This window comes from Burkholderia cepacia, from assembly GCF_029962485.1.
Classification (GTDB): Bacteria; Pseudomonadota; Gammaproteobacteria; order Burkholderiales; family Burkholderiaceae; genus Burkholderia.
Map to the genome: position 1 here is coordinate 150,145 of NZ_CP073637.1, position 22,349 is coordinate 172,493.

The window sequence follows — 22,349 nt, forward strand, 5'->3', positions numbered from 1 at the left end:
CAGCCGGAGCGCCGCCTCACTTCGTCATCGCTGCATTCGCACGCCGACGATCCGCCACGCGCATCACGCCAGCACCAGCGGCGGCAGCGCCGCATCCGGGCGTGCCTGTGCGTGTTCCACCTCCACCACCACGTAGCGCCGTGCGTCCGGCCACAGGTGTGCGCGGCTTCCCGCATCCTCGTCGATCGTCGCGCGGCCCTGCACGAGCCAGGTCGTCTGGCGCACGAAATCGACGAACAGCAGCGCGACGGCCGGATTCACGAGCAGGTTGCCGATCGTGTTGAACAGGTTGTTGCCCGCGAAGTCGGGCAGCACCAGCGCGCGGCGGTCGGGCATGTGGACGAGCGGCTCGAACGACCCGTCGCCGCGCGGCTGGCGGCCGCGGTACGAGCAGTCGCTGTTGCCGGCCGCGTCGGCGGTCGCGACGATCAGGAACGCCTGCTCGCGGATGAATGCGATGGCGTCGTCGGTCAGCGGGCCCGGGTCGTTCATGGTGTCGGTCGGCGCGAATGCCGTGGCGTGTCGATCGTCGATTCGCACGCAAGCGACATGCCACGCGGCGCGGCCCGTATTCGCGTGCGACATGCGCGCTGCGCACTGTGGAAATTTCGAACACCGGCCGCGCTGCTGCGCAATCGCGGTGTTCAGAATCGGCGCACCCGTCGTGCTGCGTGCGTGAACACCGCACGGCGCGTACGCGGGCCGGCCGTGATCGACGTGCTCCCGTCCTGTTTGGCACGCATGTTGCGTAAACGGGTGCAGCGCATTCCAACCGGCGCTGTACTCACACAAGCACGATGAACAGGAGACATGTATGAACCCGTTTGACCTGAAGCAACTGGGCCTCGACGTCGAATACCCGTACCGTCAGCAGTACGACAACTACATCGGCGGCAAGTGGGTGGCGCCGGTGAAGGGCGAGTATTTCGAGAACGTGTCGCCGATCAATGGCCAGCCGTTCTGCCGTGTGCCGCGCTCGGGCGCCGACGACATCGAGCTGGCGCTCGATGCCGCGCATGCCGCGCGCCGCAAGTGGGGCAAGACGTCCGTGGCCGAGCGCGCGAACCTGCTGCTCGCCGCCGCCGAGCGGATGGAAAAGAACCTGAAGCTGCTGGCCGTGGCCGAGACGATCGACAACGGCAAGCCGCTGCGCGAGACGATGGCGGCCGACCTGCCGCTCGCGATCGACCACTTCCGCTACTTCGCGGGCTGCATCCGCGCACAAGAGGGCGGCATCTCCGAGATCGACGACAACACCGTCGCGTACCACTTCCACGAGCCGCTCGGCGTCGTCGGGCAGATCATTCCGTGGAACTTCCCGCTGCTGATGGCCGCATGGAAGCTCGCGCCGGCGCTCGCGGCCGGCTGCTGCGTCGTGATGAAGCCGGCCGAGCAGACGCCCGCGTCGGTGCTGGTGCTGATGGAGCTGATCGGCGACCTGTTCCCGGCCGGCACGATCAACATCGTGAACGGCTTCGGCAAGGAAGCGGGCGAGGCGCTCGCGACCAGCAAGCGGATCGCGAAGATCGCGTTCACGGGCTCGACGCCGGTCGGCAAGCACATCCTGCGCGCGGCGGCCGACAGCCTGATCCCGTCGACGGTCGAACTGGGCGGCAAGAGCCCTAACATCTTCTTCGCCGATGTGCTCGACCAGGACGACGCGTTCCTCGACAAGGCGCTCGAAGGGCTCGCGATGTTCGCGCTGAACCAGGGCGAAGTGTGCACGTGCCCGTCGCGGATCCTGATCCAGGAATCGATCTACGAGAAGTTCATCGAGAAGGCCGTCGCGCGTGTCGAACGCATCAAGGCCGGCCACCCGCTCGACCTGCAGACGATGATCGGCGCGCAGGCGTCGCAGCAGCAGCTCGACAAGATCCTGTCTTACATCGACATCGGCCGCGGCGAAGGCGCGCAATGCCTGACGGGCGGCGAGCGCACGGCGCCGGCTGCCGAACTCGGCACGGGCTACTACGTGAAGCCGACGATGCTGCTCGGCAACAACAAGATGCGCGTGTTCCAGGAAGAGATCTTCGGGCCGGTCGCGTCGGTGATGACGTTCAAGGACGAGGCGGAAGCGATCGAACTCGCGAACGACACGTTCTACGGGCTCGGCGCGGGCGTGTGGACGCGCAACGGCACGCGTGCGTACCGGATGGGCCGCGAGGTCGAGGCCGGCCGCGTGTGGACCAACTGCTACCACCTGTACCCCGCGCACGCGGCGTTCGGCGGCTACAAGCAGTCGGGGATCGGCCGCGAGACGCACAAGATGGCGCTGTCGAACTACCAGCAGACGAAGTGCCTGCTGGTCAGCTACCAGGCCGAGGCGCTCGGGTTCTTCTGATCGCCGGAGCAGGGGCGTAGCGCCGGGGCCGGTCGGTCCCGGTGCTTCGTCCCGTTCGATCCCGACATTCGACGCTTGGCGCGGGCCGCGCTTTCTGGCGGCCGGCACCGGAAACGATACCGGCGGCCGCGTGCTTGCGGCGGCACGGTGCGCCGATACGTGCGACAACAACAACCAGCATGGCAGAACCGCCACGATCCTTTCCGCGTCACCCGGTGTTTCATGCGGGTGAACTCGACGCGCAACACCGTTTTGGCGTCGCCGACGAAGCCGAGCGGATGAGCGACGTCGTGACCACGCGGCTGAGCATCGGCGTGCGGCAGTTCGTCGAGTCGCAGCCATTCATGTTCATCGGCACGGCAAGCGGCGCTCGCGCCACCGTGACCTGCGACATCGTGCAGAGCCTGCGCGATGCGAACGGCGATCTGCTGCCCGTCGTTCGCGTGATCGACACGAAGACGTTGCGGTTCGCGTTGCCCGCCCATGACGACGACGGTGGTCGGATCGACGTGGCCGCGTGCGACGGCAGCGGTGTCGGGTTGCTGTTCGTCGATTTCGTGCGAGGAGTCCGCTACCGGATCAACGGTCGCGCGACGTTGCGCGTCGATCTGCCTGAAGCGGACGCGGCGCCGTGGGCGGCCGGCAGCGCGATCGTCGAGCTTGCGGTCGCGCAGGCGTACGGCAACTGCGGCACGCGGGTCGTGCGGCTGAAGCCGGCCGGTTAGCCGGTGTCCGGGAGCCGGCCACGGCGCGGATGCGCGGTCGCAGCGCTTGCCGCACCGGCGGCGTGCGCGGGACGCCGCCTTCGGGTGCGCCCCCATGGCGCGCACCGGCCGGGCTGTGTGCAATGACGGGCTGGTCGCCGGGCCGTGCGGTTCGGCACGGGACTTGCGTGAAACGCGCGGTTCCGGGCAGGTGAGGGAGGACACGATGGATCAATACGTGGCGTGCAGGGAAGAACCGACCGCCGAAGACACGCGGCGCAACGCGCAGGGCGACGACGCGCAGGCCGGGCAGGCCGTCGTCAGCGTCGCGCACGATGCGGACGAGCAGGCGCGCAACCTGATCGGATGGCGGCAAACCTATGACCAGCTCGCGGCCGGCCGCTTCGTCGGCACGCTGACCGAGCTGCCGCTCGACACGATGAAGCTGTTTCGCGAATCGACGAGCCACTTGCTGCGCCAGGCGTGCGAGGTGCGCGGCGATGCGTACTGGTTCGGCATCCCGCTCGTGTGCGACGGCACCGCGCGCGTCGATGCATGCCGGATCGGGCCCGGCGCGCTCGCGTTTCGGCCCGGCAACGTCGAATTCGAACTGGTGACACCCGCGCAGTTCTCGATCTACGGCGTTGTCGTGCGCGGCGACGTGCTGCGCCGCTATGCGGAGGAAGTCGAGCACCGGGCGCTCGACGAGCGGCTGTTCACGCAGCGCGTGATGCAGGTCGGTGATGCGCGGCTCGCGCGGCTGTGCGCGCTGCTCGGCCGCCGCCTCGACAGCGCGGTGGCGATGGCCGGCCCGCTGCCCGATGCGCAGCGCGACGACCTGCAGGCCGACGTGCTGGCCGCGCTGTTCGATGCGTGCGCGCAACCTGCCGACGACGGCAGCGGCGCCGCGCCGTCGACGCGCCGCTGGATCGTCGAACAGGCGCGCGACTACGTGCTCGCGCACCGTACGCGCCCGGTCGGCGTGCCGGAGTTGTGCGAGCAGCTGCTCGTGAGCCGGCGCACCCTGCAGTACTGCTTCCAGGACGTGCTCGGGATGGCGCCCGCGACCTATCTGCGCACGCTGCGGCTGAACGGCGCGCGGCGCGACCTGTGCGGCCGCGCGGCCGGCTCGGTGCAGGATGTTGCGGAGGCGTGGGGCTTCTGGCATCTGAGCCAGTTCGCGACCGATTACCGGCGCCTGTTCGGCAAGCGGCCGTCGGAGACGCTGCGCGATCGCGCGGTGATGGTCGCGGCGGGGTGACGAAGGCGGCGCGGTCGGCGTTCCAACCCGGCTGACGCGCCCTGTCTCCTTATCCGCTGGTCGACGCTGCCGCATCGCGCGGCGCGGGCCACGGCAGTCCATCCCAGTCGAACTTCCTGTAAGCGGCATCGACCGCCGCGAGATCGTCCGGCCGCTCGCTGCGGTGCAGCCCGTGCAATTCGGCCGGCAGCTCGAGTTCGACCGGCACGCAATGCGGATAGTCGCGCACGCGCAGCGCCGGCCCGATCGTCGTGAAGCACGCGAGCGTCGGCACGTCGAAACCGTCGGCTAGATGCAGCGCGGCCGTGTCGGGCGCGAACAGCAGGCTGGCGCCCCTGACCCATGCGATGAAGCGCGCGGTGTCGGTGGCATCGCCGCTCACGTCGACGTAATCCGGATGCGCGACCGGGCCGAAGCCGGCCACCGGCAGCCCGTAGCGCTGCACGAGCCGTTCCACGAACGCCGTGCGCAGGGCAGGCGGCACGCTGCGCACGGCGGTAGTCGCGTTCGGGCAGAACAGCACGTATGGCCGCTGCCACGCGGCCGGCAGCACGGGCAGCGGCAGCCGTGCGAGCCAGCGGTTGCGCTTCGCGACGGCCGGCACGGCGGCCGGATCGACGCCGAGCGCATCCAGGAAGAAATCGATCATCGGCAACTGCGCGAACGCGGGCCAGTACAGATGATTGCCGACGTCGATGCACGGTGCATCGGCGGGCAGCGCTTCGACCGGGCACGGCAGCGCGCGCGACGGCGCGACGACGTCGGCCGCGAGCGCATAGAGCGCTTCGACATAGCGCGGTGCGCGGGCCGGCCGGTACAGCGTGAAGCGCAGGCCCGGGCGGGCTGCACGCAGCGCGGCGACGGCGGTCAGCCCGATCACCGAATCGCCGAGCGTGACGCCCATTCCGTTGATCACGTGCACATGCCGCGCGCCGTCGTAGTCGAGCCGGAACGGCCGGTGCGCGGCGTGCAGCAGGCCGAGTGCCGGCGCGGCCGGCACATGGCCGTCGGCACGCGCGCCACCCTGCTCGAGGTCGTACGGCGCGACGAGCGTGCCGTCGGGCGCGAGCAGGGTGCCGGGGCAGGCCAGCGCGTCCTCATGCGACAGCGCGACGCCAGGCGGCGCGGTGCGCGTATCCACCGTCATCCGCCGCGCGCGCGGCGGCCTTGCTCGCGGATCTGTTCGAGCGTCGCGGCCGGCGTGCTGGCGTCCTGCGGAATGCGGATCTCGATCACCGCGGGCAGCCCGCAAGTCAGCGCGCGTTCGAGCGCGGGCGCGAAATCGGCGGTGCGCTCGACCGTCTCGCCATGCGCGCCGAACGCACGCGCATACGCGGCGAAATCGGGATTCGTGAGCCCCGTGCCGTGCACGCGGCCCGGGTAGTTGCGCTCCTGATGCATGCGGATCGTGCCGAAATGCCCGTTGTTGACGACGATTGCGACGATGTTCAGCCCGTACTGCATCGCGGTCGCGAGCTCGTTGCCGGCCATCATGAAGCAGCCGTCGCCCGCGAGCGCGACGACCGCGCGCGACGGGTACAGCGACTTCGCGGCGAGCGCGGCCGGCAGCCCGTAACCCATCGCGCCGCTGGTCGGCGCGAGCTGCGAACGGAAGTGCCGGTACGCAAAGTGGCGATGCAGCCAGATCGCGTAGTTGCCGGCGCCGTTGGTGAGGATCGCGTCGTGCGGCAGGCGCTCGCGCAACTGCACCATCACGTCGCCGAGCTGGACGTCGCCGGGCATCGGCAGCGGCGCATGCCATTCGCGGTACGCGCGATGGGCGTCGGCCGCTGCGCCGGCCCAGGCCGGGCGCTCGGGCGGTTCGAGTGCGGCAAGCGGCGCGGCGATCTCGGGCATCCCCGACACGATCGGCAGGTCGGCCGCATACACGCGGCCGAGCTCGTCCGCGCCCTGGTGTACGTGGATCAGCGTCTGGCGTGTCTTCGGGATGTCGAGCAGCGTGTAGCCGCCGGTCGTCGCTTCGCCGAGGCGCGGCCCGATCACGAGCAGCAGGTCGGCGTCGCGGATGCGTTTCGCGAGCGCGGGATTGATCCCGAGCCCGACGTCGCCCGCGTAGTTCGGGTGCGCGTTGTCGATCGTGTCCTGGAAGCGGAACGCGCATGCGACAGGCAGTTGCCAGCGTTCGACGAAGGTGCGCAGGTTCGCACAGGCTTCAGGCGTCCAGCCGCTGCCGCCGACGATCGCGATCGGCCGTTCCGCGCGCGCGAGCCGCTCGCGCAGCTCGTCGACCTGCCCGGCCGACGGCGCGGCCGCGACGCGTTTCGCGGCCGGCACGACGGGCTGCGACGCGCACGCTTCGGACAGGACGTCTTCCGGCAGCGCGAGCACGACCGGGCCGGGCCGGCCGGACGTCGCGACGTGGAACGCATGGCTCAGGTATTCGGGGATACGGCGCGGGTCGTCGATCTGCGCGACCCATTTCGCCATCTGGCCGAACATCCGCCGGTAGTCGATTTCCTGGAAGGCTTCGCGGTCGAGGTGCTCGCGCGCGCACTGGCCGACGAACAGGATCATCGGCGTCGAATCCTGGAACGCGGTGTGTACGCCGATCGATGCATGGGTCGCGCCGGGCCCGCGCGTGACGAAGGCGATGCCGGGGCGGCCGGTCAGCTTGCCGACCGCTTCGGCCATGTTCGCGGCGGCCGCCTCGTGGCGGCAGACGACCGTCTGGATGCGCGCGGTGTCGTCCGCCAGCGCATCGAGTACGGCGAGGAAGCTCTCGCCCGGCACGCAGAACACGCGTTCGACGTGATTGGCGAGCAACGCATCGACGAGCAGTCGCGCGCCGGTCGTGGCGGACTGCTCGAGATCCTTGGAATGCGACATGGGCTGCCGTCTCCCTGGGTAGCGGGACGTACAGCTTACGCCTGTCGGCGAGGCGCCGGTATGCAGGCCGGTGAAAAGTGTCGGAACGCTGGGTGATTCGGACGGTGCGTCATCCGTGCGCGCCGGGTTCGGCTGGCCGAAAGGACGACTGGTGCGTGATTGCCGGGCGGTGGAAAGTGGCGGCTGCAAGCATCGAACCGGACAGGACGATCCGCTGCCACGGTCAAGCGCGTGGCGAGATGCCCCGGATTACATACCGGTTTGCCGCATTTGACCGGCCGCCGGCATAGTGAATGTCTCCCGCGTATCGCATGCCGCCATCCACGACTGCTTCGGAGTCGCGTACACACATGGATTTACACTGCCTCGGAAATAACCTAAGGTACATCCTTCGTACACACGCATGGGAGATCGACATGCATACCACGAGGGTGTTTCGGAACGGCAACTCGCAAGCCGTACGGATTCCGGCGGACCTTGCTTACGAGCGCAGCGATATCGAGCTCGAAATCGAACGGATCGGCGACGAAATCCGTATTCGGCCGATGCGACGGCCGTTGACCGGCGTGCTCGAGAAGTTCGCGAAATTCGGGCCGGATTTCATGGCCGAAGGGCGTGGCGACCAGGAGCAGGCCGACCGCGAGGGCTTGTGATGCCGCGCTACATGCTCGACACCAACATGTGCATCTATCTGTTGAAGAATCAGCCGGAACAGGTCGCGAGGCGATTTGCACAGTGCTACACGGGGGACGTCGTGATGTCGGCGATTACCTATGCCGAGCTCGAGTACGGTGTGACCGCGTGTACAAGTCCTGCCCAGGAGCGCAGCAATCTCGCCGCGCTGATCGAGGATATTCCGGTCGCGCCGTTCGACGCGGTGGCCGCGCAAGCGTACGGCTCTGTCCGCGAAGCGACCCGCGAACGGAAGAGGGATCATCTCGACAAACTGATCGCGGCTCATGCGGTGTCGCTCGACGTCGTGCTGGTGACCAACAACGAGCGGGATTTCGTGAGCTATCCGGGCGTGCGGCTGGAGAACTGGTTGAACGACTAGCGTGCCCGGCAGGCGTGACGCAACGCGCAACCATGTCCGGCGGTCATGCGGGGTATCGATTCGCCCCGCATGACCGCCGTTACCGCATCAGCACTCGACGATATTCACCGCCAGCCCGCCGCGCGACGTTTCCTTGTACTTCGTCTTCATGTCCGCACCCGTCTCGCGCATCGTCTTGATCACGGAGTCGAGCGACACGTAGTGGGAGCCGTCGCCGCGCAGCGCCATGCGCGCCGCGTTGACGGCCTTCACCGACGCCATCGCGTTGCGTTCGATGCACGGAATCTGCACCATCCCGCCGACCGGGTCGCAGGTGAGGCCGAGGTTGTGTTCCATCCCGATTTCGGCCGCGTTCTCGACCTGCTGCGGCGTGCCGCCGAGCACGGCGGCAAGCGCGCCGGCCGCCATCGAGCATGCGACGCCCACTTCGCCCTGGCAGCCGACTTCCGCGCCCGAGATCGACGCGTTGAGCTTGTAAAGAATGCCGATCGCGGCGGCCGTCAGCAGGAAGTCGATCACGCCTTGCTCGTTTGCACCGGGCGTAAAGCGCGTGTAGTAGTGCAGCACGGCCGGGATGATGCCGGCCGCGCCGTTGGTCGGCGCGGTGACGACACGGCCGCCGGCCGCGTTTTCCTCGTTGACCGCGATCGCGTACAGGTTGATCCAGTCGATCATCGACAGCGGATCCTGCAGCGCGCGCTCCGGGCTGCCCGTCAGCGTGCGGTACAGCTGCGGCGCGCGACGCTTGACCTGGAACGGGCCGGGCAGGTTGCCGTCGGCATCGGGGTTGCCGATCCCGCAGCCGCGCGACACGCACGACTGCATCACGGCCCAGATCTTCAGCAGCCCGTCGCGCGTCTCTTCCTCGGTGTGCCACGCGCGCTCGTTGTCCCACATCAGCTGCGCGATCGACTTGCCGGTCGACTCGGTCAGCGCGAGCAATTCGGCGCCGGTGCGGAACGGGTGCGTCATCTGCTCGGCCGCGCTCAGCACCTTCGTGTTCGGCGCGCCGGCCGTCACGACGAAGCCGCCGCCGACCGACAGGTAGGTGCGCTCGACCAGTACCGCGCCGTTCGCGTCGGATGCACGCAGTTTCATCCCGTTCGGATGCTCGGGCAGCGCCTGGCGGTAGAACGCGATGTTCTCCTTCAGCACGAACGGCACCGGATGCGTACCCAGCAGCGCGAGCTTCTTCGACTTGCGGACGTCTTCCAGACGTGCGTCGATGGTTTCGGGATCGACGGTGTCGGGCGCATCGCCGAGCAGGCCGAGCATCACGCCGCGGTCGGTACCGTGGCCCTTGCCGGTGGCGCCGAGCGAGCCGTACAGCTCGACCTTCACGTGGGCCGTTGCGTCGAGCTGCCCGTCGCGCTCGAGGCCCTGGACGAACATCAGCGCCGCGCGCATCGGTCCGACCGTGTGCGAACTGGACGGACCGATGCCGATCTTGAAGAGGTCAAACACGCTGACTGCCATTTCGATACCTGCCTTGCTTTAAGAGTAGTGCTAGCGCGCCTGTAATGGCAGGCACGCGGCGAGCCATGCGGGCGGCGTTGGGGATAGTTGCTGCGCGACGCGGGCATAGCGCCCGTCGAGCCGCGCGGCCAGATGAAAGAGTTCGGTGGCGTTTTTCGGGTCCCACTGCCCCGTGTAACCCGGCAGGCCGGCCTCGCGGCGCTTCGCGTCGAACGGCACCGGCGAATTCACGAATTCCTCGTGCGTCTTCTCGCCGAGCGCGTACGGCACGAGCCAGTCGAGCGCGGCCGCGAGCGTCGCGCCGTTCGCGCCGCGCTCGCGCAGCCAGTTGCGGTTGAAGCGGCGCGCGGCGAGCGCGGCCGTCACCAGCGGCTGCAGGTCGTAGACCGCGTAATGCAGCGCATCGCGTTCCTCGAAGTCCCACGTCTTGCCGTCCGGCCCGATGTTGTCGGCGAGATGCTCGACGAACAGCCGCTGCGCGGCGTTCATCATCTTGCGGTCGCCGAGCGTGAACGCGGACAGCGCGATCAGCTTGATCCGGTGGCTCTGCCAGTTGTTGCGCCACGTGCCGGTGAGCGGGCGCTTCTGCGCGTCGATCTGCGCGACATAGCCGGCGCCGAGCTTCGCGATGAACGCGGCCGTCGCGTTGCGGGTCTTCACCGGCAGCGCGCTCGCGGTCATGTCGTACGCGACGATCAGGCTCTCGAAGCGCGTTTCGTCGATCGGATTGAAGCTCGGCTGGTAGGTCGAGACCCACGCGGACAGGAAGCGGTCGACTAGCTGCAGGTAGCGCGGCGCATTCGTCACGCGCCACGCGAGCGCCGCGTCACGCATCAGGTCCATGTCCTTCAGCGCGGCCGCACTCTGGTCGTAGATGCCTTCATGCGGCAGCGTGCCCTCGGTGTGCACGCGCGCCATCGCCTTTGGCTGCTCGCCGATGCGCGCGTCGACGCTGCGGATCAGCGCCTGCACGCCCGGCTCGGCCTGTGTCGTCTCGCTCGCCTGCAGTGCCGGCGCCGCGCAGAAATTCATCGCCGCGCGCGCGCTGCCGGCCGCGCCGAGGCCGGCAGCGGCCAGCGACAGCGAGGCGACGAGCATCGGTACGACGCGGCGCGTGCGCGGCCGCCTCTCTGTTGCACCATGGCCCGGAAACATCGGACGCACCATGCGGAACTCCTTCATTGGCTGGATCGCGTGTGATGTTAGCCGGATTGGCGGACGAACGTGAACCGGTTCGAGTGGCGCACAAAAAAACCGCACGCAACCCCGGGTTGCGTGCGGTGTGGTCACCATCGGTCGGTTCCTGGCCTGGCGTGCGTTATGCGTATTCCGACATCGGCACGCACGAGCAGAACAGGTTGCGGTCGCCGTAGACGTTGTCCGCGCGGCCGACCGGCGGCCAGTACTTGTTCGTGCCGAGCGACGCGACCGGGTACGCGGCCTGCTCGCGCGAGTACGCGTGCGGCCATTCGTTCGCGGTGACGACGGCCGCCGTGTGCGGTGCGTGACGCAGCGGGTTGTCCTCGCGATCGGCGCGGCCTTCCTCGACCGCGCGGATTTCGTCGCGGATCGCGATCATCGCGGCGATGAAGCGGTCGAGTTCTTCCTGCGATTCCGATTCGGTCGGCTCGACCATCAGCGTGCCCGGCACCGGGAAGCTCATCGTCGGCGCGTGGAAGCCGTAGTCCATCAGGCGCTTCGCGACGTCGTCGACGCTGATGCCGCTCGATTCCTTGATCGGACGCAGGTCGAGAATGCACTCGTGCGCGACCAGCCCGCCCGGGCCCGAATACAGCACCGGGTAGTGCGGCGCGAGGCGCTTCGCGATGTAGTTCGCGTTGAGGATCGCGGTTTCCGTTGCGGCGGTCAGGTTCTTCGCGCCCATCATCGCGATATACATCCACGAGATCGGCAGGATCGACGCCGAGCCGTACGGCGCGGCCGACACGGCACCGATGCCGTTTTCGTCGCGCGAGTAGCCGGTCGAACGCTGGTTCGGCAGGAACTTCGCGAGGTGCGCGCCGACCGCGACCGGGCCGACGCCCGGGCCGCCGCCGCCGTGCGGGATGCAGAAGGTCTTGTGCAGGTTCAGGTGCGACACGTCGCCGCCGAACTGGCCCGGCGCGGTCAGGCCGACCATCGCGTTCATGTTCGCGCCGTCGACGTACACCTGGCCGCCGTGCGCATGGACGATCTCGCAGATCTCGCGGACGTTCTGCTCGAACACGCCGTGCGTCGACGGGTACGTGATCATGATCGCCGCGAGGTCCTTCGCGTGCTCGTCGGCCTTCGCCTTCAGGTCGGCGATGTCGACGTTGCCCTGCGCGTCGCAGGCCACGACCACGACCTTCATGCCGGCCATGTGCGCGGACGCCGGGTTCGTGCCGTGCGCGGATGCCGGGATCAGGCACACGTCGCGGTGCGCTTCGCCGCGCGACGCGTGGTACGCGTGGATGATCAGCAGGCCCGCGTACTCGCCCTGCGAGCCCGCGTTCGGCTGCAGCGACACGGCCGCGTAGCCGGTGGCCGCGACGAGCATCTGCTCGAGCTGGTCGATCATCTCGCGGTAGCCGACGGTCTGCTCGGCCGGTGCGAACGGGTGGATGCCGCCGAACTCGGGCCACGTGACCGGCAGCATTTCCGACGTCGCGTTCAGCTTCATCGTGCACGAGCCGAGCGGGATCATCGAGCGGTCGAGCGCGAGATCCTTGTCCGACAGGCTGCGCAGGTAGCGCAGCATTTCGGTTTCGGAATGGTGGCGGTTGAACACGTGGTGCGTCAGGTACGCGCTCGTGCGCTCGAGGCCGGCCGGCAATGCGGCGACGCCGCCAAGCCCTGCGTCGAGGGCGTCGACGGCCGGTGCGGTGCCGCCCGCGGCTTGCGCGAACACGGCGAGGAGATCGGCGAGGTCGTCGCGCGTCGTCGTTTCGTCGACCGACACGCCGACTTGCGTGTCGCTCACGCGGCGCAGGTTGATACGCTTGGCCTTCGCGAATTCGTGGACCTGCGCGGTGCGCGCGCCGGTGTCGATCGTCAGCGTGTCGAAGAACGTGTCGTTGACGGTCGCGAAGCCGAGCTGCTTCACGCCGGCGGCGAGCAGCGCCGCGATGCGGTTCACGCGCAGCGCGATCGTCTTCAGGCCGTGCGGGCCGTGATAGACCGCGTACATGCTGGCCATGATCGCGAGCAGCGCCTGCGCGGTACACACGTTCGACGTCGCCTTCTCGCGGCGGATGTGCTGTTCGCGCGTCTGCAGCGCGAGGCGCAGCGCGGGCTTGCCCTGTGCGTCGACCGTCACGCCGACGAGGCGGCCCGGCATCTGGCGCTTGAATTCGTCACGCACCGCGAGGTACGCGGCGTGCGGGCCGCCGAAGCCCATCGGCACGCCGAAGCGCTGCGTGTTGCCGATCGCGACGTCCGCGCCCCATTCGCCGGGCGGCGTCAGCACGGTGAGTGCGAGCAGGTCGGCCGCGACGACCACGTGGCCGCCGGCCGCGTGAATCGCTTCGGTGAGTGCGCGGTAGTCGCGCACGTCGCCGTTCACGCCCGGGTACTGCAGCAGCACGCCGAACGCGTTGGCCTGCGCGGCGTCGGCGGCCGGGCCCGTCTTGACCTCGATGCCGACCGGCAGCGCGCGCGTGCGGATCACTTCGAGCGTTTGCGGCAGCACGTCGTCGGCGACGTAGAACACGTTCGACGTCGGCTTGCCGGTGCGCTGCAGCAGCGTCATCGCTTCGGCCGCGGCGGTTGCTTCGTCGAGCAGCGACGCGTTCGAGATCGCGAGGCCCGTCAGGTCGGCGACCATCTGCTGGAAGTTCAGGAGCGCCTCGAGGCGACCCTGGGAAATTTCAGGCTGGTACGGCGTGTAGGCCGTGTACCACGCCGGGTTTTCGAGCACGTTGCGCAGGATCACGGCCGGCGTGTGCGTGTCGTTGTAACCCTGACCGATATACGAGCGGAACACCTGGTTCTTGTCCGCGAGAACCCGCAGCGCGGCGAGCGCTTCGGCCTCGCTCTTCGGCTGCGCGAACGGGCCGAGCGGCAGCGTTTCGGCGCGGCGGATCGAGGCCGGGATCACGGCGTCCATCAGGGCGGCGCGCGACGCAAAGCCGAGCGTGTCGAGCATGGCCTGCTGGCTGGCGGCGTCGGGGCCGATATGGCGTTCGGCGAACGCGTCGTGCGTTTCGAGCGCGGCGAGCGAGAGGGGCGTGCGGTTCATCAGGCGGTCCGGGTGTTCGAGCTTCATGGCGTGACTCTGGTCCCGCGCGGGCCGGCTGGCCGGCGCCGCGCGGTTCGGGTAGGGGAATTAGTCGATCAGCTTGCTGTAGGCGGCTGCGTCGAGCAGGCTGTCGGTCGATGCGCCGGCCGCCAGCTTGACCTTGAACAGCCACGTGTCGTACGCGTCGCTGTTCACCTCTTCCGGCGTGTCGACTGCATCCGCGTTGATCGCGACCACCTCGCCCGACACCGGCGAATAGATGTCCGACGCGGCTTTCACGGATTCGACGACGCCGATCGCGTCGCCTGCCTTCACCTGCTTGCCGACGGGCGGCAGTTCGAGGAAAACGATGTCGCCGAGCGTGTTCTGCGCGTGATCGGTGATGCCGATCGTCAGCGTGCCGTCGGCTTCAGTGCGGATCCACTCGTGTTCGTCGGTGTACTTCAGATCGGCCGGGACGTTGCTCATCGGATGCTCCTGATAAAAGGGTTTGTTCGTTTTGCTGACGCGCCGTCGGGGCGCGCCGGGTGTGGTGTTGCGCCGGGCGCCATCTCCCGGCTTCCCGGGAGGCGGGCCTCCCGGCCGTTACGCAGCGAGGACCTTGCCGTTGCGCACGAACGGCAGTTTTACCACGCGCGCGGGAAGATTCTTGTCTCGAATTTGCACCTGGATGAGGTCGCCGATCTGGACGGCGGCCGGCACGCGCGCGAACGCGATCGATTCCTGCATCGACGGCGAGAACGTGCCGCTCGTGATCTCGCCTTCGCCGTGCGGCGTGACGACCTTCTGGTGCGCGCGCAGCACGCCGCCCGCCTTGCCGTTTTCCTTCTGCAGGATCAGGCCGACGAACGCGGCGCGGGTGCCGTTGGCTTCCAGTGCGGCGCGGCCGACGAACTCGCGCGGCGCGGCGAGGTCGACCGTCCACGCGAGGCCCGCGTCGAGCGGGGAGACGGTGTCGTCCATGTCCTGGCCGTACAGGTTCATGCCGGCTTCGAGGCGCAGCGTATCGCGCGCGCCGAGCCCGCACGGGCGCACGCCGTTTTGCTGCAGTGCGGCCCACAGCGCTTCGACGTGCACGGCCGGGACGATCACTTCGAAACCGTCTTCACCGGTATAGCCGGTGCGCGCGATGGTGAGATCGCCGAACGGCGTGGCGGCGACCTGCGCGGCGTTGAACGGCTTCAGCTCGCTGGTCGCGGCACGTGCGGAAGGCACGGTCGTCCAGACCTTTTCGCGGGCGTTCGGGCCCTGTACGGCGACGATCGCGAAATCGCGGCGCGGCGCGATCGTGAGGCCGAAGCTGCCTTGCTCGTTCAGCTGGTTGAACCACGCGATGTCTTTCTCGGCCGTGCCGGCGTTGACCACGACGCGGAAGAATTCTTCGGTGAAGTAATAGACGATCAGGTCGTCGATGACGCCGCCCTGCGGGTTGAGCAGGCACGAGTAGAGTGCCTTGCCGGGCGTCTTGAGCTTGCCGACGTTGTTCGCGATCGCGTGCTCGAAGAACGCGCGCACGCGGCTGCCGGTGAAATCGACCACGCACATGTGCGACACGTCGAACATGCCGGCGTCGGTGCGCACGGCTTCGTGTTCTTCGATCTGCGAGCCGTAGTTGACGGGCATGTCCCAGCCGCCGAAGTCGACCATGCGGGCATTGAGCGCGCGGTGCGCGGCGTTGAGCGGGGTGTGATTCAGTGCAGTCATCGAGGCCTCAGGCAAGGCGCTTGCGCGCGGATCAGAACGGCCATGTGCCGACCGCCGTGGCCGATGGCCGCCAGCGATCCGGTACATGCCCCTCTGTCCTCGATACCTGAGAGATTGCGCTGCCGGCAAAGCCTGGCGAACGCGCGCCCCTTCGGTGGGCAGCTTGCCCGCGCAACCAGTGCGCTGCGGGCTACTGCCGCTCTCCAGAGTGCGGGGAGAGTGTGGCCCGCGCAATGCGCGGACGCGATTCCCCGACGCGGTCGGTCCTTTTGCCTGAGAGTTTGCGGGTGTGCCCCTTCGGCGGCGCAACCGGTGTCGAAACCACCCGGTTACACGCTCTCCCGACGCGTGCGGGCGACTGTACGCGAGCGGGTGAGCCTTGTCAATTTGGGCAAAAGAATGTCGCTTCGCGACAAGCGGCGGCGTGGGGCGCCGCCGCTTTTTGCCGGCACCGGCAGGTGCCGGCGTTGCCGGGATTACTCGCCGATCGCGCGGGCGGCCGTGTCGAGTTCCTGGTTCAGCACGCGCTGCTCGTCGCCGGACAGGCCGCCGCTATGCTGCGCGGACATGTCGTTCGATTCCTGGCGGATCACGTCGAGGCGGTGGTGAAGCTGCGCACCGTACGGTGGCGGATAGTAGCCACCGTTCACGCGCGCATCGATGCGGCGGTGCAGGTTGTCGATCCGGCCCTGGATCTGCTGCATCCGCTCGTTCGCGACGACCTGCGGATTCGGCCGCGGCGGGGGCGCCGGGCGGACCGGCTGCTGCGGCTGCACGATACAGGCCGCAAGCGAGGAAACCAGGACGCAGCACGCCGCTGCGCGAATCAACCGTTGCATCAACATTCTCCTGACGGATTGGTGTCGGATCGACTTTTTTGAGAAACGCATCAGACCGGTCGGACGCTGACTTTCGTTCCCCCGGCATTTGTAACCGAATGTTCGGACATGATCCACGCGCACGCGTGCCGGCCGCGACCGGCCGGCGCGCGGCGTCAGACCGTGCGGCGCACGAACGGCAGCCGGCGGCCATCGTGCTCGCTTTTCGCGGCGAGCTCGATGATGGTCATCACGTCGACGGCGTCCTGCGCGGTGACGGGGAACGGCGCGCCGTCGCGGACCGATGCGGCGAGCGCACGGTAGAACTCCGCGTACTGGCCGTCGAGCGTCGGAACCGGGCGTTCGACCTCGATTTCGCCGTCGAGCACGCGCAGCAGGCCGGGCGGGTTGCCGCCGCCGAATTCGACGTCGTCCGCGGTGAGGCCGGCCTTGAGCTGGTCTTCCTGCGTGTCGAGGCCGAACTTCTGGTAGCTGCCGCGCGTGCCGTGCAGCGTGAAGCGGGCCGGTTCGATCGCCGACAGCGCGCTCGCATGCAGCGCGACGTCCTTGTCCGGATAGCCGAGCAGCAGGTGCACGAGGTCGGGTGCCGTGCCGTTCTCGCGACGCGTCTTGACGGTCGCGCTCACCGTTTCCGGCAGGCCGAACAGCGCGAGCGCCTGGTCGATCAGGTGCGGGCCGAGGTCGAGCAGCAGGCCGCCGCCGCGGGCCGGCTCCTCGCGCCAGCGCGTGCGCGGCGTCGGTCGGAAGCGGTCGAAATGCGACGCGAAATAGGTGAGGCGGCCGAGTTCGCCCGATTTGACGATGTCGCGCACGGTGAGGAAATCGCCGTCCCAGCGGCGGTTGTGGAACGGCGCGAACAGCCGGCTGCGCGTGTTCGCGAGCCGTGCGAGCGCAAGCGCCTCGTCGGCGGTGAGCGTGACGGGCTTGTCGACGACCACGTGGCGGCCGGCTTCGAGCACCTGGCGCGCAAGCGTGAAGTGCGTGTCGTTCGGCGTGGCGATCACCACGCACTCGATGTCGTCGAGGCCGAGCAGCGTGTCGAGGTCGGGGACGACGCGCGCGCCCGGATACGCGGCCTGCGCGCGATCGGGCTGCCCCGTCGCGATCGCGGCGACTTCAGTGCGGCCGCTCGTGGCGATCACGGGCGCGTGGAACGTCGCGCCGGCGAAACCGAAACCCATCAAACCAATCCTGAGCAATGACGACATGGCAATTCCTGGCTGCGAAGGAAACTAAAGGATGGCGCGCCGAAACGGCGCGAAGACGACCGGCTATTTTGGCATGGCGCCGCTGCTTGCACAGACGCGTTGGGCGAAACGCGCGATGCGCAACGGCGCTTGCGCAAGGAAGGGCGGCATTTTGCGCAAGGCTGAGCGCCGCGCGCCGCGCGCCGCACGCCGCACGCCGCACGCCGCACGCGGCATGGCCGGCTGCCCGGTGAACGGCCGGCGCGCGGCCGACGCGCCGCGTCACGCGGTTGCCCGCTGCCGCACGGCCGCCGCGACCTGCGCGGCCCACGCCGCGCATGCGGATTCGCCGGGATGAAAGCCGTCGGCGGCCATCAGGTGGCGCTCGAGCGGCAGGTCGACCCGCAGGAACGTACAGTGCGGCTGCGCGCCGGCCCAGCCGGCGAGCGCCGCGTTGAGCCGCTTCGCACGCAACCCGAGATACCACGCGAGCGGCTGCGGCAGCGCTGGGAAGCGCTCCATCGGCGGCACCGCCGACAGGATCGCGTGCCCGACCCGGAAGCGTGCGGCCAGCAACCGGACCAGCTCGGCCTGCTGCGCCAGCCAGCGCGCGGGCGCCACGCCGCCCGTCACGTCGTTGACGCCGAGCGACGTGACGGCCACGTCGAACGGTTCGGCCGGCTCGGCGGCGAGCCAGTCGACGAGCTCCCGCGTGGTGAGGCCCGTGCGCGCGAGCAACTTCCAGCTCACGCGGTGGGTGGCCGCCAGCGCATGCGCCAGTTGCCCGGACAGCGCGTCGCGCTGCGTCGTGACGCCGACGCCCGCGGCCGCCGAATCGCCGACCACCAGGACACGGAGCGGCGGGCCGTCGCCAGCCACGCCGTCGCGCGGGCCGGCCGCTTCGGGCAGCCGCGGCGTGACGCGCCGCACGTAGCGCCCCTGCGCGAACAGCAGCGGGCCGAGGGCGGCAGTGGCGAACGGGTATCCCATGAGGTCGATCCGGTGGTGATTCAGACGAATGAAATCGGGCCGGAGCGGGCGGCGCCGGGGGATACCTATTGTGGCCGATCGGAGCGTGGACGGGGCCGGATTGGCCGGACGGACAGGGTGCGACCGGCCGGTCGGCCCGCGCGGCCCCGTCCGGCGGCGCTCCCGAAATGCACGCCGCCGACGTGTTAACATGCGCGTCCTGCCCGCGTGTCCGCCTGCTTCGCCAGCCTGTCGCGCACGGCATCCTCCAGGCGTCCCGCCGTCAACCGCAACACCATCCGCCATCATGTCCGCAGGCCTCAATCCCGCTCAGAACGAAGCGGTGCGCTACCTCGACGGTCCCTGTCTCGTGCTCGCCGGCGCGGGCAGCGGCAAGACCCGCGTGATCACGCAGAAGATCGCGCACCTGATCGAAGCGAAAGGCTTCGAGCCGCGCCATATCGCCGCCGTCACGTTCACGAACAAGGCGGCCGCCGAAATGCGCGAGCGGGTGTCGAAGCTGCTCGAGGGCAAGACGCTCACCACGCCCGGCAAGGAAGGCCGCAAGGTGCCCGTCAACCAGCTCACCGTCTGCACGTTCCATTCGCTGGGCGTGCAGATCCTGCGACAGGAGGCCGAGCACCTCGGCCTGAAGCCGCAGTTCTCGATCATGGATTCGGACGACTGCTTCGGGATGATCCAGGAGCAGCTCGGCACGACCGACAAGGGGCTGATCCGCAAGATCCAGAGCATCATCTCGCTGTGGAAGAACGGCCTGATCATGCCCGACGAGGCGATGGCGATCGCGGCGAACGAGGACGAGCACCAGGCCGCGATCGTCTACCGCAACTACGTCGCGACGCTGCATGCTTACCAGGCGGTCGATTTCGACGACCTGATCCGCCTGCCGGCCGAGCTGTTCGCGAAGAACGAGCAGGTGCGCGACCGCTGGCAGAACAAGCTGCGCTACCTGCTGATCGACGAGTACCAGGACACCAACGCGTGCCAGTACGAGCTGGTGAAGCTGCTCGCAGGCCCGCGCGCCGCGTTCACGGCGGTCGGCGACGACGACCAGGCGATCTACGGCTGGCGAGGCGCTACGCTCGAGAACCTCGCGCAGCTCGGCAAGGATTTCCCGAAGCTGCACCTGATCAAGCTCGAGCAGAACTACCGGTCGACGGTGCGGATCCTGACGGCCGCGAACAACGTGATCGCGAACAACCCGAAGCTGTTCGAGAAGAAGCTGTGGTCCGAGCACGGGATGGGCGACTCGATCACCGTCACGCCTTGCAACGACGAGGAACACGAGGCCGAATCGGTCGTGTTCCGGCTGTCTGCGCACAAGTTCGAGCGGCGCGCGCAGTTCCGCGACTACGCGATCCTGTACCGCGGCAACTTCCAGGCGCGGATCTTCGAGCAGGTGCTGCGGCGCGAGCGGATTCCGTATGTGCTGTCGGGCGGCCAGTCGTTCTTCGACAAGGCCGAGATCAAGGATTTGTGCGCGTACCTGCGGCTGATCGCGAACGCCGACGACGATCCCGCGTTCATCCGCGCGATTACGACGCCGCGCCGCGGGATCGGCAACACGACGCTCGAGGCGCTCGGCTCGTTCGCGGGGCAGGCGAAGGTGTCGCTGTTCGAAGCCGTGTACATGGGCGGAATCGAGGCACGGCTGTCGGCGCGCCAGGTCGAGCCGCTGCGGATGTTCTGCGACTTCATCCAGCGCCTGACCGAGCGCGCGGACAAGGAGCCCGCGACCGTCGTGCTCGACGACATGATGGAGGCGATCCACTACGAGGCGTACCTGTACGACGCGTTCGACGAGCGGCAGGCGCAGTCGAAGTGGCAGAACGTGCTCGAGTTCCTCGAATGGCTGAAGCGCAAGGGCACCAAGCCCGAGACGGCGGCGGTCGACGGCGAGGCCGAAGGTTTCCACAACGCGGACGGGCTCGCCGATACGGGCAAGAACCTGCTCGGCCTGATCCAGACCGTCGCGCTGATGTCGATGCTGGAAGGCAAGGACGAGGATCCGGACGCGGTGCGACTGTCGACCGTCCATGCGTCGAAGGGGCTCGAGTATCCGCACGTGTTCCTGGTCGGCGTCGAGGAAGGCATCATGCCGCACCGCGGCGGCAGCGAGGACGACGGCCCGATCGACAGCGAGCGGATCGAGGAAGAGCGCCGGCTGATGTACGTCGCGATTACGCGCGCGCAGCGCAGCCTGCACCTGAACTGGTGCAAGAAGCGCAAACGGGCGCGCGAGACGGTCGTGTGCGAGCCGTCTCGTTTCATCCCGGAGATGGGGCTCGACGAAGCGCCGCCGCCGACACCGGAAGAAGCGCCGATGTCGCCGAAGGACCGGCTCGCCAGCTTGAAGGCGCTGCTGCAGAAGTGAGGCGGCGGTCCGGCGGACCTTTGTACCCGCGGACCGGAAAGACAAAACCCCCGCGATGCGTATGCGTCGCGGGGGTTTTTTGCGGATGGCCCGGCGTGGTTACTTCGACGCGTTGACCATGTAGTCGACGGCCGCCTTCACGTCGGCGTCGGACGCGGTCGAGCCGCCCTTCGGCGGCATCGCGCCCTTGCCGTGCAGCGCGTAGTTGTAGACCGTATCCATCGAGTCCTTCAGGCGCGGTGCCCAGTCTTCCTTGCTGCCGAACTTCGGTGCGCCGAGTACGCCGGCCCCGTGGCAGGCCACGCAGGTCGACGAGTACAGCGCCTTGCCGGCCGTTGCCGCATCGGCGCCGGCCAGTGCGGCCGCGGGTGCTTCGCCGGCCTTCGGGATCGCGGCGATCGCAGCCATCGCGGCGGCGGCCTGTGCGTTCGACGCGTCGGCGCCCGATGCGGCGGCGCCGGCGGCGGGCGCCGCATTGGCGGCCGGGGCGGCCGGTTCGGGGAAGTTCGCGCCGTCGTTGTTCGCCATGTAGACGATCGCGCGGGCGATTTCATAGTCGCTGACGTCGTCGGGGCTTGTGCCGCCGCGCGGCGGCATCGCGCCCTTGCCGGCGAGGGCCGTCTTCAGCAGCGTGTCGAAGCCTTGCGAGATGCGCGGCGCCCAGTCGTCCTTGTTGCCGAACTTCGGTGCGCCGGCGGCGCCCGTGCCGTGACAGGTTACGCAGACGGCCTTGTAGACTTCCTCGCCGGTCTTGTACGTGCGGGGCGCGTTGGCGTCCTTCACGTCGACCTTCGCGAGTGGCGCGATACGCGCGGCAACCTGTTCGTCGGATAGGGCATCCGTGCCGGCACCGGAACGGAACGCATGGTTCGCATAGTTGGCGAACAGGACGATCAGGATGATCGGAATCGCGAACGACGCGATGATGACGGCAATCAGCTGCCCGGGTGTTTTGACGGGGGATTCGTGGGGTGCTTCGCTCATGCTTGCCTCGTCTCCATGAATAGGAATTGTGAGCGCGGTGCAACGGCAAAATGGCAGTCCAATGAAGCACGGACGATTATAGACGGAACGTTTACATCACGGCGAGCGGTGCGATGGCGCGTGTTTACCCGCACGCAGCATGGCCAGGCGGCCATTCGTCGGGCAAGGTGGACGCTTCATGGGAAACCGGGTATCCTTGCCGTCTTGCCAATCGTGGGCGGCCTTTATATTGGGGTCGCTTCGCTGTCTCACGCGCCCGTAGCTCAATGGATAGAGTACTGCCCTCCGAAGGCAGGGGTTGCTGGTTCGATCCCAGCCGGGCGCGCCAAGAATTTCTTTAAGATCAATGGGTTACGGAGAACGCCGCTA

Annotated in this window: 18 protein-coding genes, 1 tRNA gene and 2 riboswitches; of the genes, 7 read left to right on the plus strand and 12 right to left on the minus strand. The window is 68.5% G+C overall.

From position 1 onward, the window contains the following. Positions 1 to 63 precede the first annotated feature (63 nt). Positions 64 to 492, minus strand: coding sequence for a pyridoxamine 5'-phosphate oxidase family protein (locus tag KEC55_RS00635; protein ID WP_282506325.1), 429 nt, complete (start codon positions 490 to 492; stop codon positions 64 to 66). A gap of 322 nt (positions 493 to 814) precedes the next feature. On the opposite strand from KEC55_RS00635, the gene exaC reads away from it, so the two are divergent. From exaC to KEC55_RS00650, 3 genes are all read left to right on the plus strand, one after another. Next, a complete protein-coding gene (gene exaC / locus KEC55_RS00640) occupies positions 815 to 2,341 on the plus strand; it encodes an acetaldehyde dehydrogenase ExaC (RefSeq protein WP_282506326.1) in 1,527 nt (508 codons plus the stop codon). Positions 2,342 to 2,520: 179 nt separating this feature from the next. After that, positions 2,521 to 3,066 carry a hypothetical protein gene (locus KEC55_RS00645; protein ID WP_282506327.1) on the plus strand — a complete coding sequence of 182 codons (546 nt, stop codon included), beginning with the start codon at positions 2,521 to 2,523 and terminating at the stop codon, positions 3,064 to 3,066. A gap of 205 nt (positions 3,067 to 3,271) precedes the next feature. Beyond that, positions 3,272 to 4,306 carry a helix-turn-helix domain-containing protein gene (locus tag KEC55_RS00650; RefSeq protein ID WP_282506328.1) on the plus strand — a complete coding sequence of 345 codons (1,035 nt, stop codon included), beginning with the start codon at positions 3,272 to 3,274 and terminating at the stop codon, positions 4,304 to 4,306. A gap of 49 nt (positions 4,307 to 4,355) precedes the next feature. Here KEC55_RS00650 and KEC55_RS00655 read toward each other — a convergent pair whose 3' ends face one another. Together KEC55_RS00655 and KEC55_RS00660 are read right to left on the minus strand one after the other, a co-directional pair. Beyond that, positions 4,356 to 5,453 carry a glycosyltransferase family 9 protein gene (locus tag KEC55_RS00655; RefSeq protein WP_282506329.1) on the minus strand — a complete coding sequence of 366 codons (1,098 nt, stop codon included), beginning with the start codon at positions 5,451 to 5,453 and terminating at the stop codon, positions 4,356 to 4,358. Then, positions 5,450 to 7,153 carry a thiamine pyrophosphate-binding protein gene (locus tag KEC55_RS00660; RefSeq protein ID WP_282506330.1) on the minus strand — a complete coding sequence of 568 codons (1,704 nt, stop codon included), beginning with the start codon at positions 7,151 to 7,153 and terminating at the stop codon, positions 5,450 to 5,452. Before KEC55_RS00660 ends, KEC55_RS00655 begins: the two co-directional genes overlap by 4 nt. A 416-nt stretch (positions 7,154 to 7,569) precedes the next feature. Here KEC55_RS00660 and KEC55_RS00665 point away from each other — a divergent pair, with 416 nt between their 5' ends. Further along, positions 7,570 to 7,806, plus strand: a complete 237-nt coding sequence (locus KEC55_RS00665; protein WP_176049249.1) for an antitoxin — start codon at positions 7,570 to 7,572, stop codon at positions 7,804 to 7,806. Then, a complete protein-coding gene (locus KEC55_RS00670) occupies positions 7,806 to 8,207 on the plus strand; it encodes a type II toxin-antitoxin system VapC family toxin (protein WP_282506331.1) in 402 nt (133 codons plus the stop codon). The genes KEC55_RS00665 and KEC55_RS00670 overlap by 1 nt, the downstream gene beginning before the upstream one ends. Before the next feature lie 87 nt (positions 8,208 to 8,294). Here the strand turns inward: KEC55_RS00670 and KEC55_RS00675 are convergent, their stop codons facing one another. The 8 genes from KEC55_RS00675 to KEC55_RS00710 all read right to left on the minus strand — a co-directional run bounded on the left by KEC55_RS00675 (position 8,295) and on the right by KEC55_RS00710 (position 18,622). Continuing rightward, positions 8,295 to 9,683, minus strand: coding sequence for an L-serine ammonia-lyase (locus KEC55_RS00675; protein ID WP_282506332.1), 1,389 nt, complete (start codon positions 9,681 to 9,683; stop codon positions 8,295 to 8,297). Positions 9,684 to 9,713: 30 nt separating this feature from the next. After that, entirely contained in the window at positions 9,714 to 10,850 is a 1,137-nt protein-coding gene (locus KEC55_RS00680; protein WP_282506333.1) for an alginate lyase family protein, read from the minus strand. Between the two features lie 151 nt (positions 10,851 to 11,001). Beyond that, the gene (gcvP, locus tag KEC55_RS00685) at positions 11,002 to 13,929 is read right to left on the minus strand and encodes an aminomethyl-transferring glycine dehydrogenase (protein WP_282506334.1); all 2,928 of its coding nucleotides are present in this window, start codon (positions 13,927 to 13,929) and stop codon (positions 11,002 to 11,004) included. Positions 13,930 to 13,989: 60 nt separating this feature from the next. Beyond that, entirely contained in the window at positions 13,990 to 14,370 is a 381-nt protein-coding gene (gcvH, locus tag KEC55_RS00690; RefSeq protein WP_048247841.1) for a glycine cleavage system protein GcvH, read from the minus strand. 117 nt (positions 14,371 to 14,487) lie between these two features. Further along, complete coding sequence (gene gcvT / locus KEC55_RS00695; protein ID WP_282506335.1) at positions 14,488 to 15,606, minus strand: glycine cleavage system aminomethyltransferase GcvT; 1,119 nt, start codon at positions 15,604 to 15,606, stop codon at positions 14,488 to 14,490. Positions 15,607 to 15,689: 83 nt separating this feature from the next. Continuing rightward, positions 15,690 to 15,823, minus strand: a riboswitch (glycine riboswitch). 34 nt (positions 15,824 to 15,857) lie between these two features. After that, positions 15,858 to 15,960: riboswitch (glycine riboswitch) on the minus strand. Positions 15,961 to 16,082: 122 nt separating this feature from the next. Beyond that, on the minus strand, positions 16,083 to 16,445 hold the full coding sequence (locus tag KEC55_RS00700) for a hypothetical protein (RefSeq protein ID WP_011350564.1): 363 nt from the start codon (positions 16,443 to 16,445) through the stop codon (positions 16,083 to 16,085). Positions 16,446 to 16,600: 155 nt separating this feature from the next. Then, positions 16,601 to 17,653, minus strand: a complete 1,053-nt coding sequence (locus KEC55_RS00705) for an oxidoreductase (RefSeq protein ID WP_282506338.1) — start codon at positions 17,651 to 17,653, stop codon at positions 16,601 to 16,603. A gap of 261 nt (positions 17,654 to 17,914) precedes the next feature. Next, positions 17,915 to 18,622 carry an SGNH/GDSL hydrolase family protein gene (locus KEC55_RS00710; RefSeq protein WP_282506339.1) on the minus strand — a complete coding sequence of 236 codons (708 nt, stop codon included), beginning with the start codon at positions 18,620 to 18,622 and terminating at the stop codon, positions 17,915 to 17,917. 286 nt (positions 18,623 to 18,908) lie between these two features. Between KEC55_RS00710 and KEC55_RS00715 the strand changes: the two genes are divergently transcribed. Next, the gene (locus KEC55_RS00715; RefSeq protein WP_176049047.1) at positions 18,909 to 20,996 is read left to right on the plus strand and encodes a UvrD-helicase domain-containing protein; all 2,088 of its coding nucleotides are present in this window, start codon (positions 18,909 to 18,911) and stop codon (positions 20,994 to 20,996) included. A 99-nt stretch (positions 20,997 to 21,095) separates the two neighbouring features. Here KEC55_RS00715 and KEC55_RS00720 read toward each other — a convergent pair whose 3' ends face one another. Further along, on the minus strand, positions 21,096 to 21,980 hold the full coding sequence (locus KEC55_RS00720) for a c-type cytochrome (protein ID WP_282506340.1): 885 nt from the start codon (positions 21,978 to 21,980) through the stop codon (positions 21,096 to 21,098). A 252-nt stretch (positions 21,981 to 22,232) separates the two neighbouring features. On the opposite strand from KEC55_RS00720, the gene KEC55_RS00725 reads away from it, so the two are divergent. After that, positions 22,233 to 22,308, plus strand: a tRNA-Arg gene (locus KEC55_RS00725). Positions 22,309 to 22,349 lie beyond the last annotated feature (41 nt).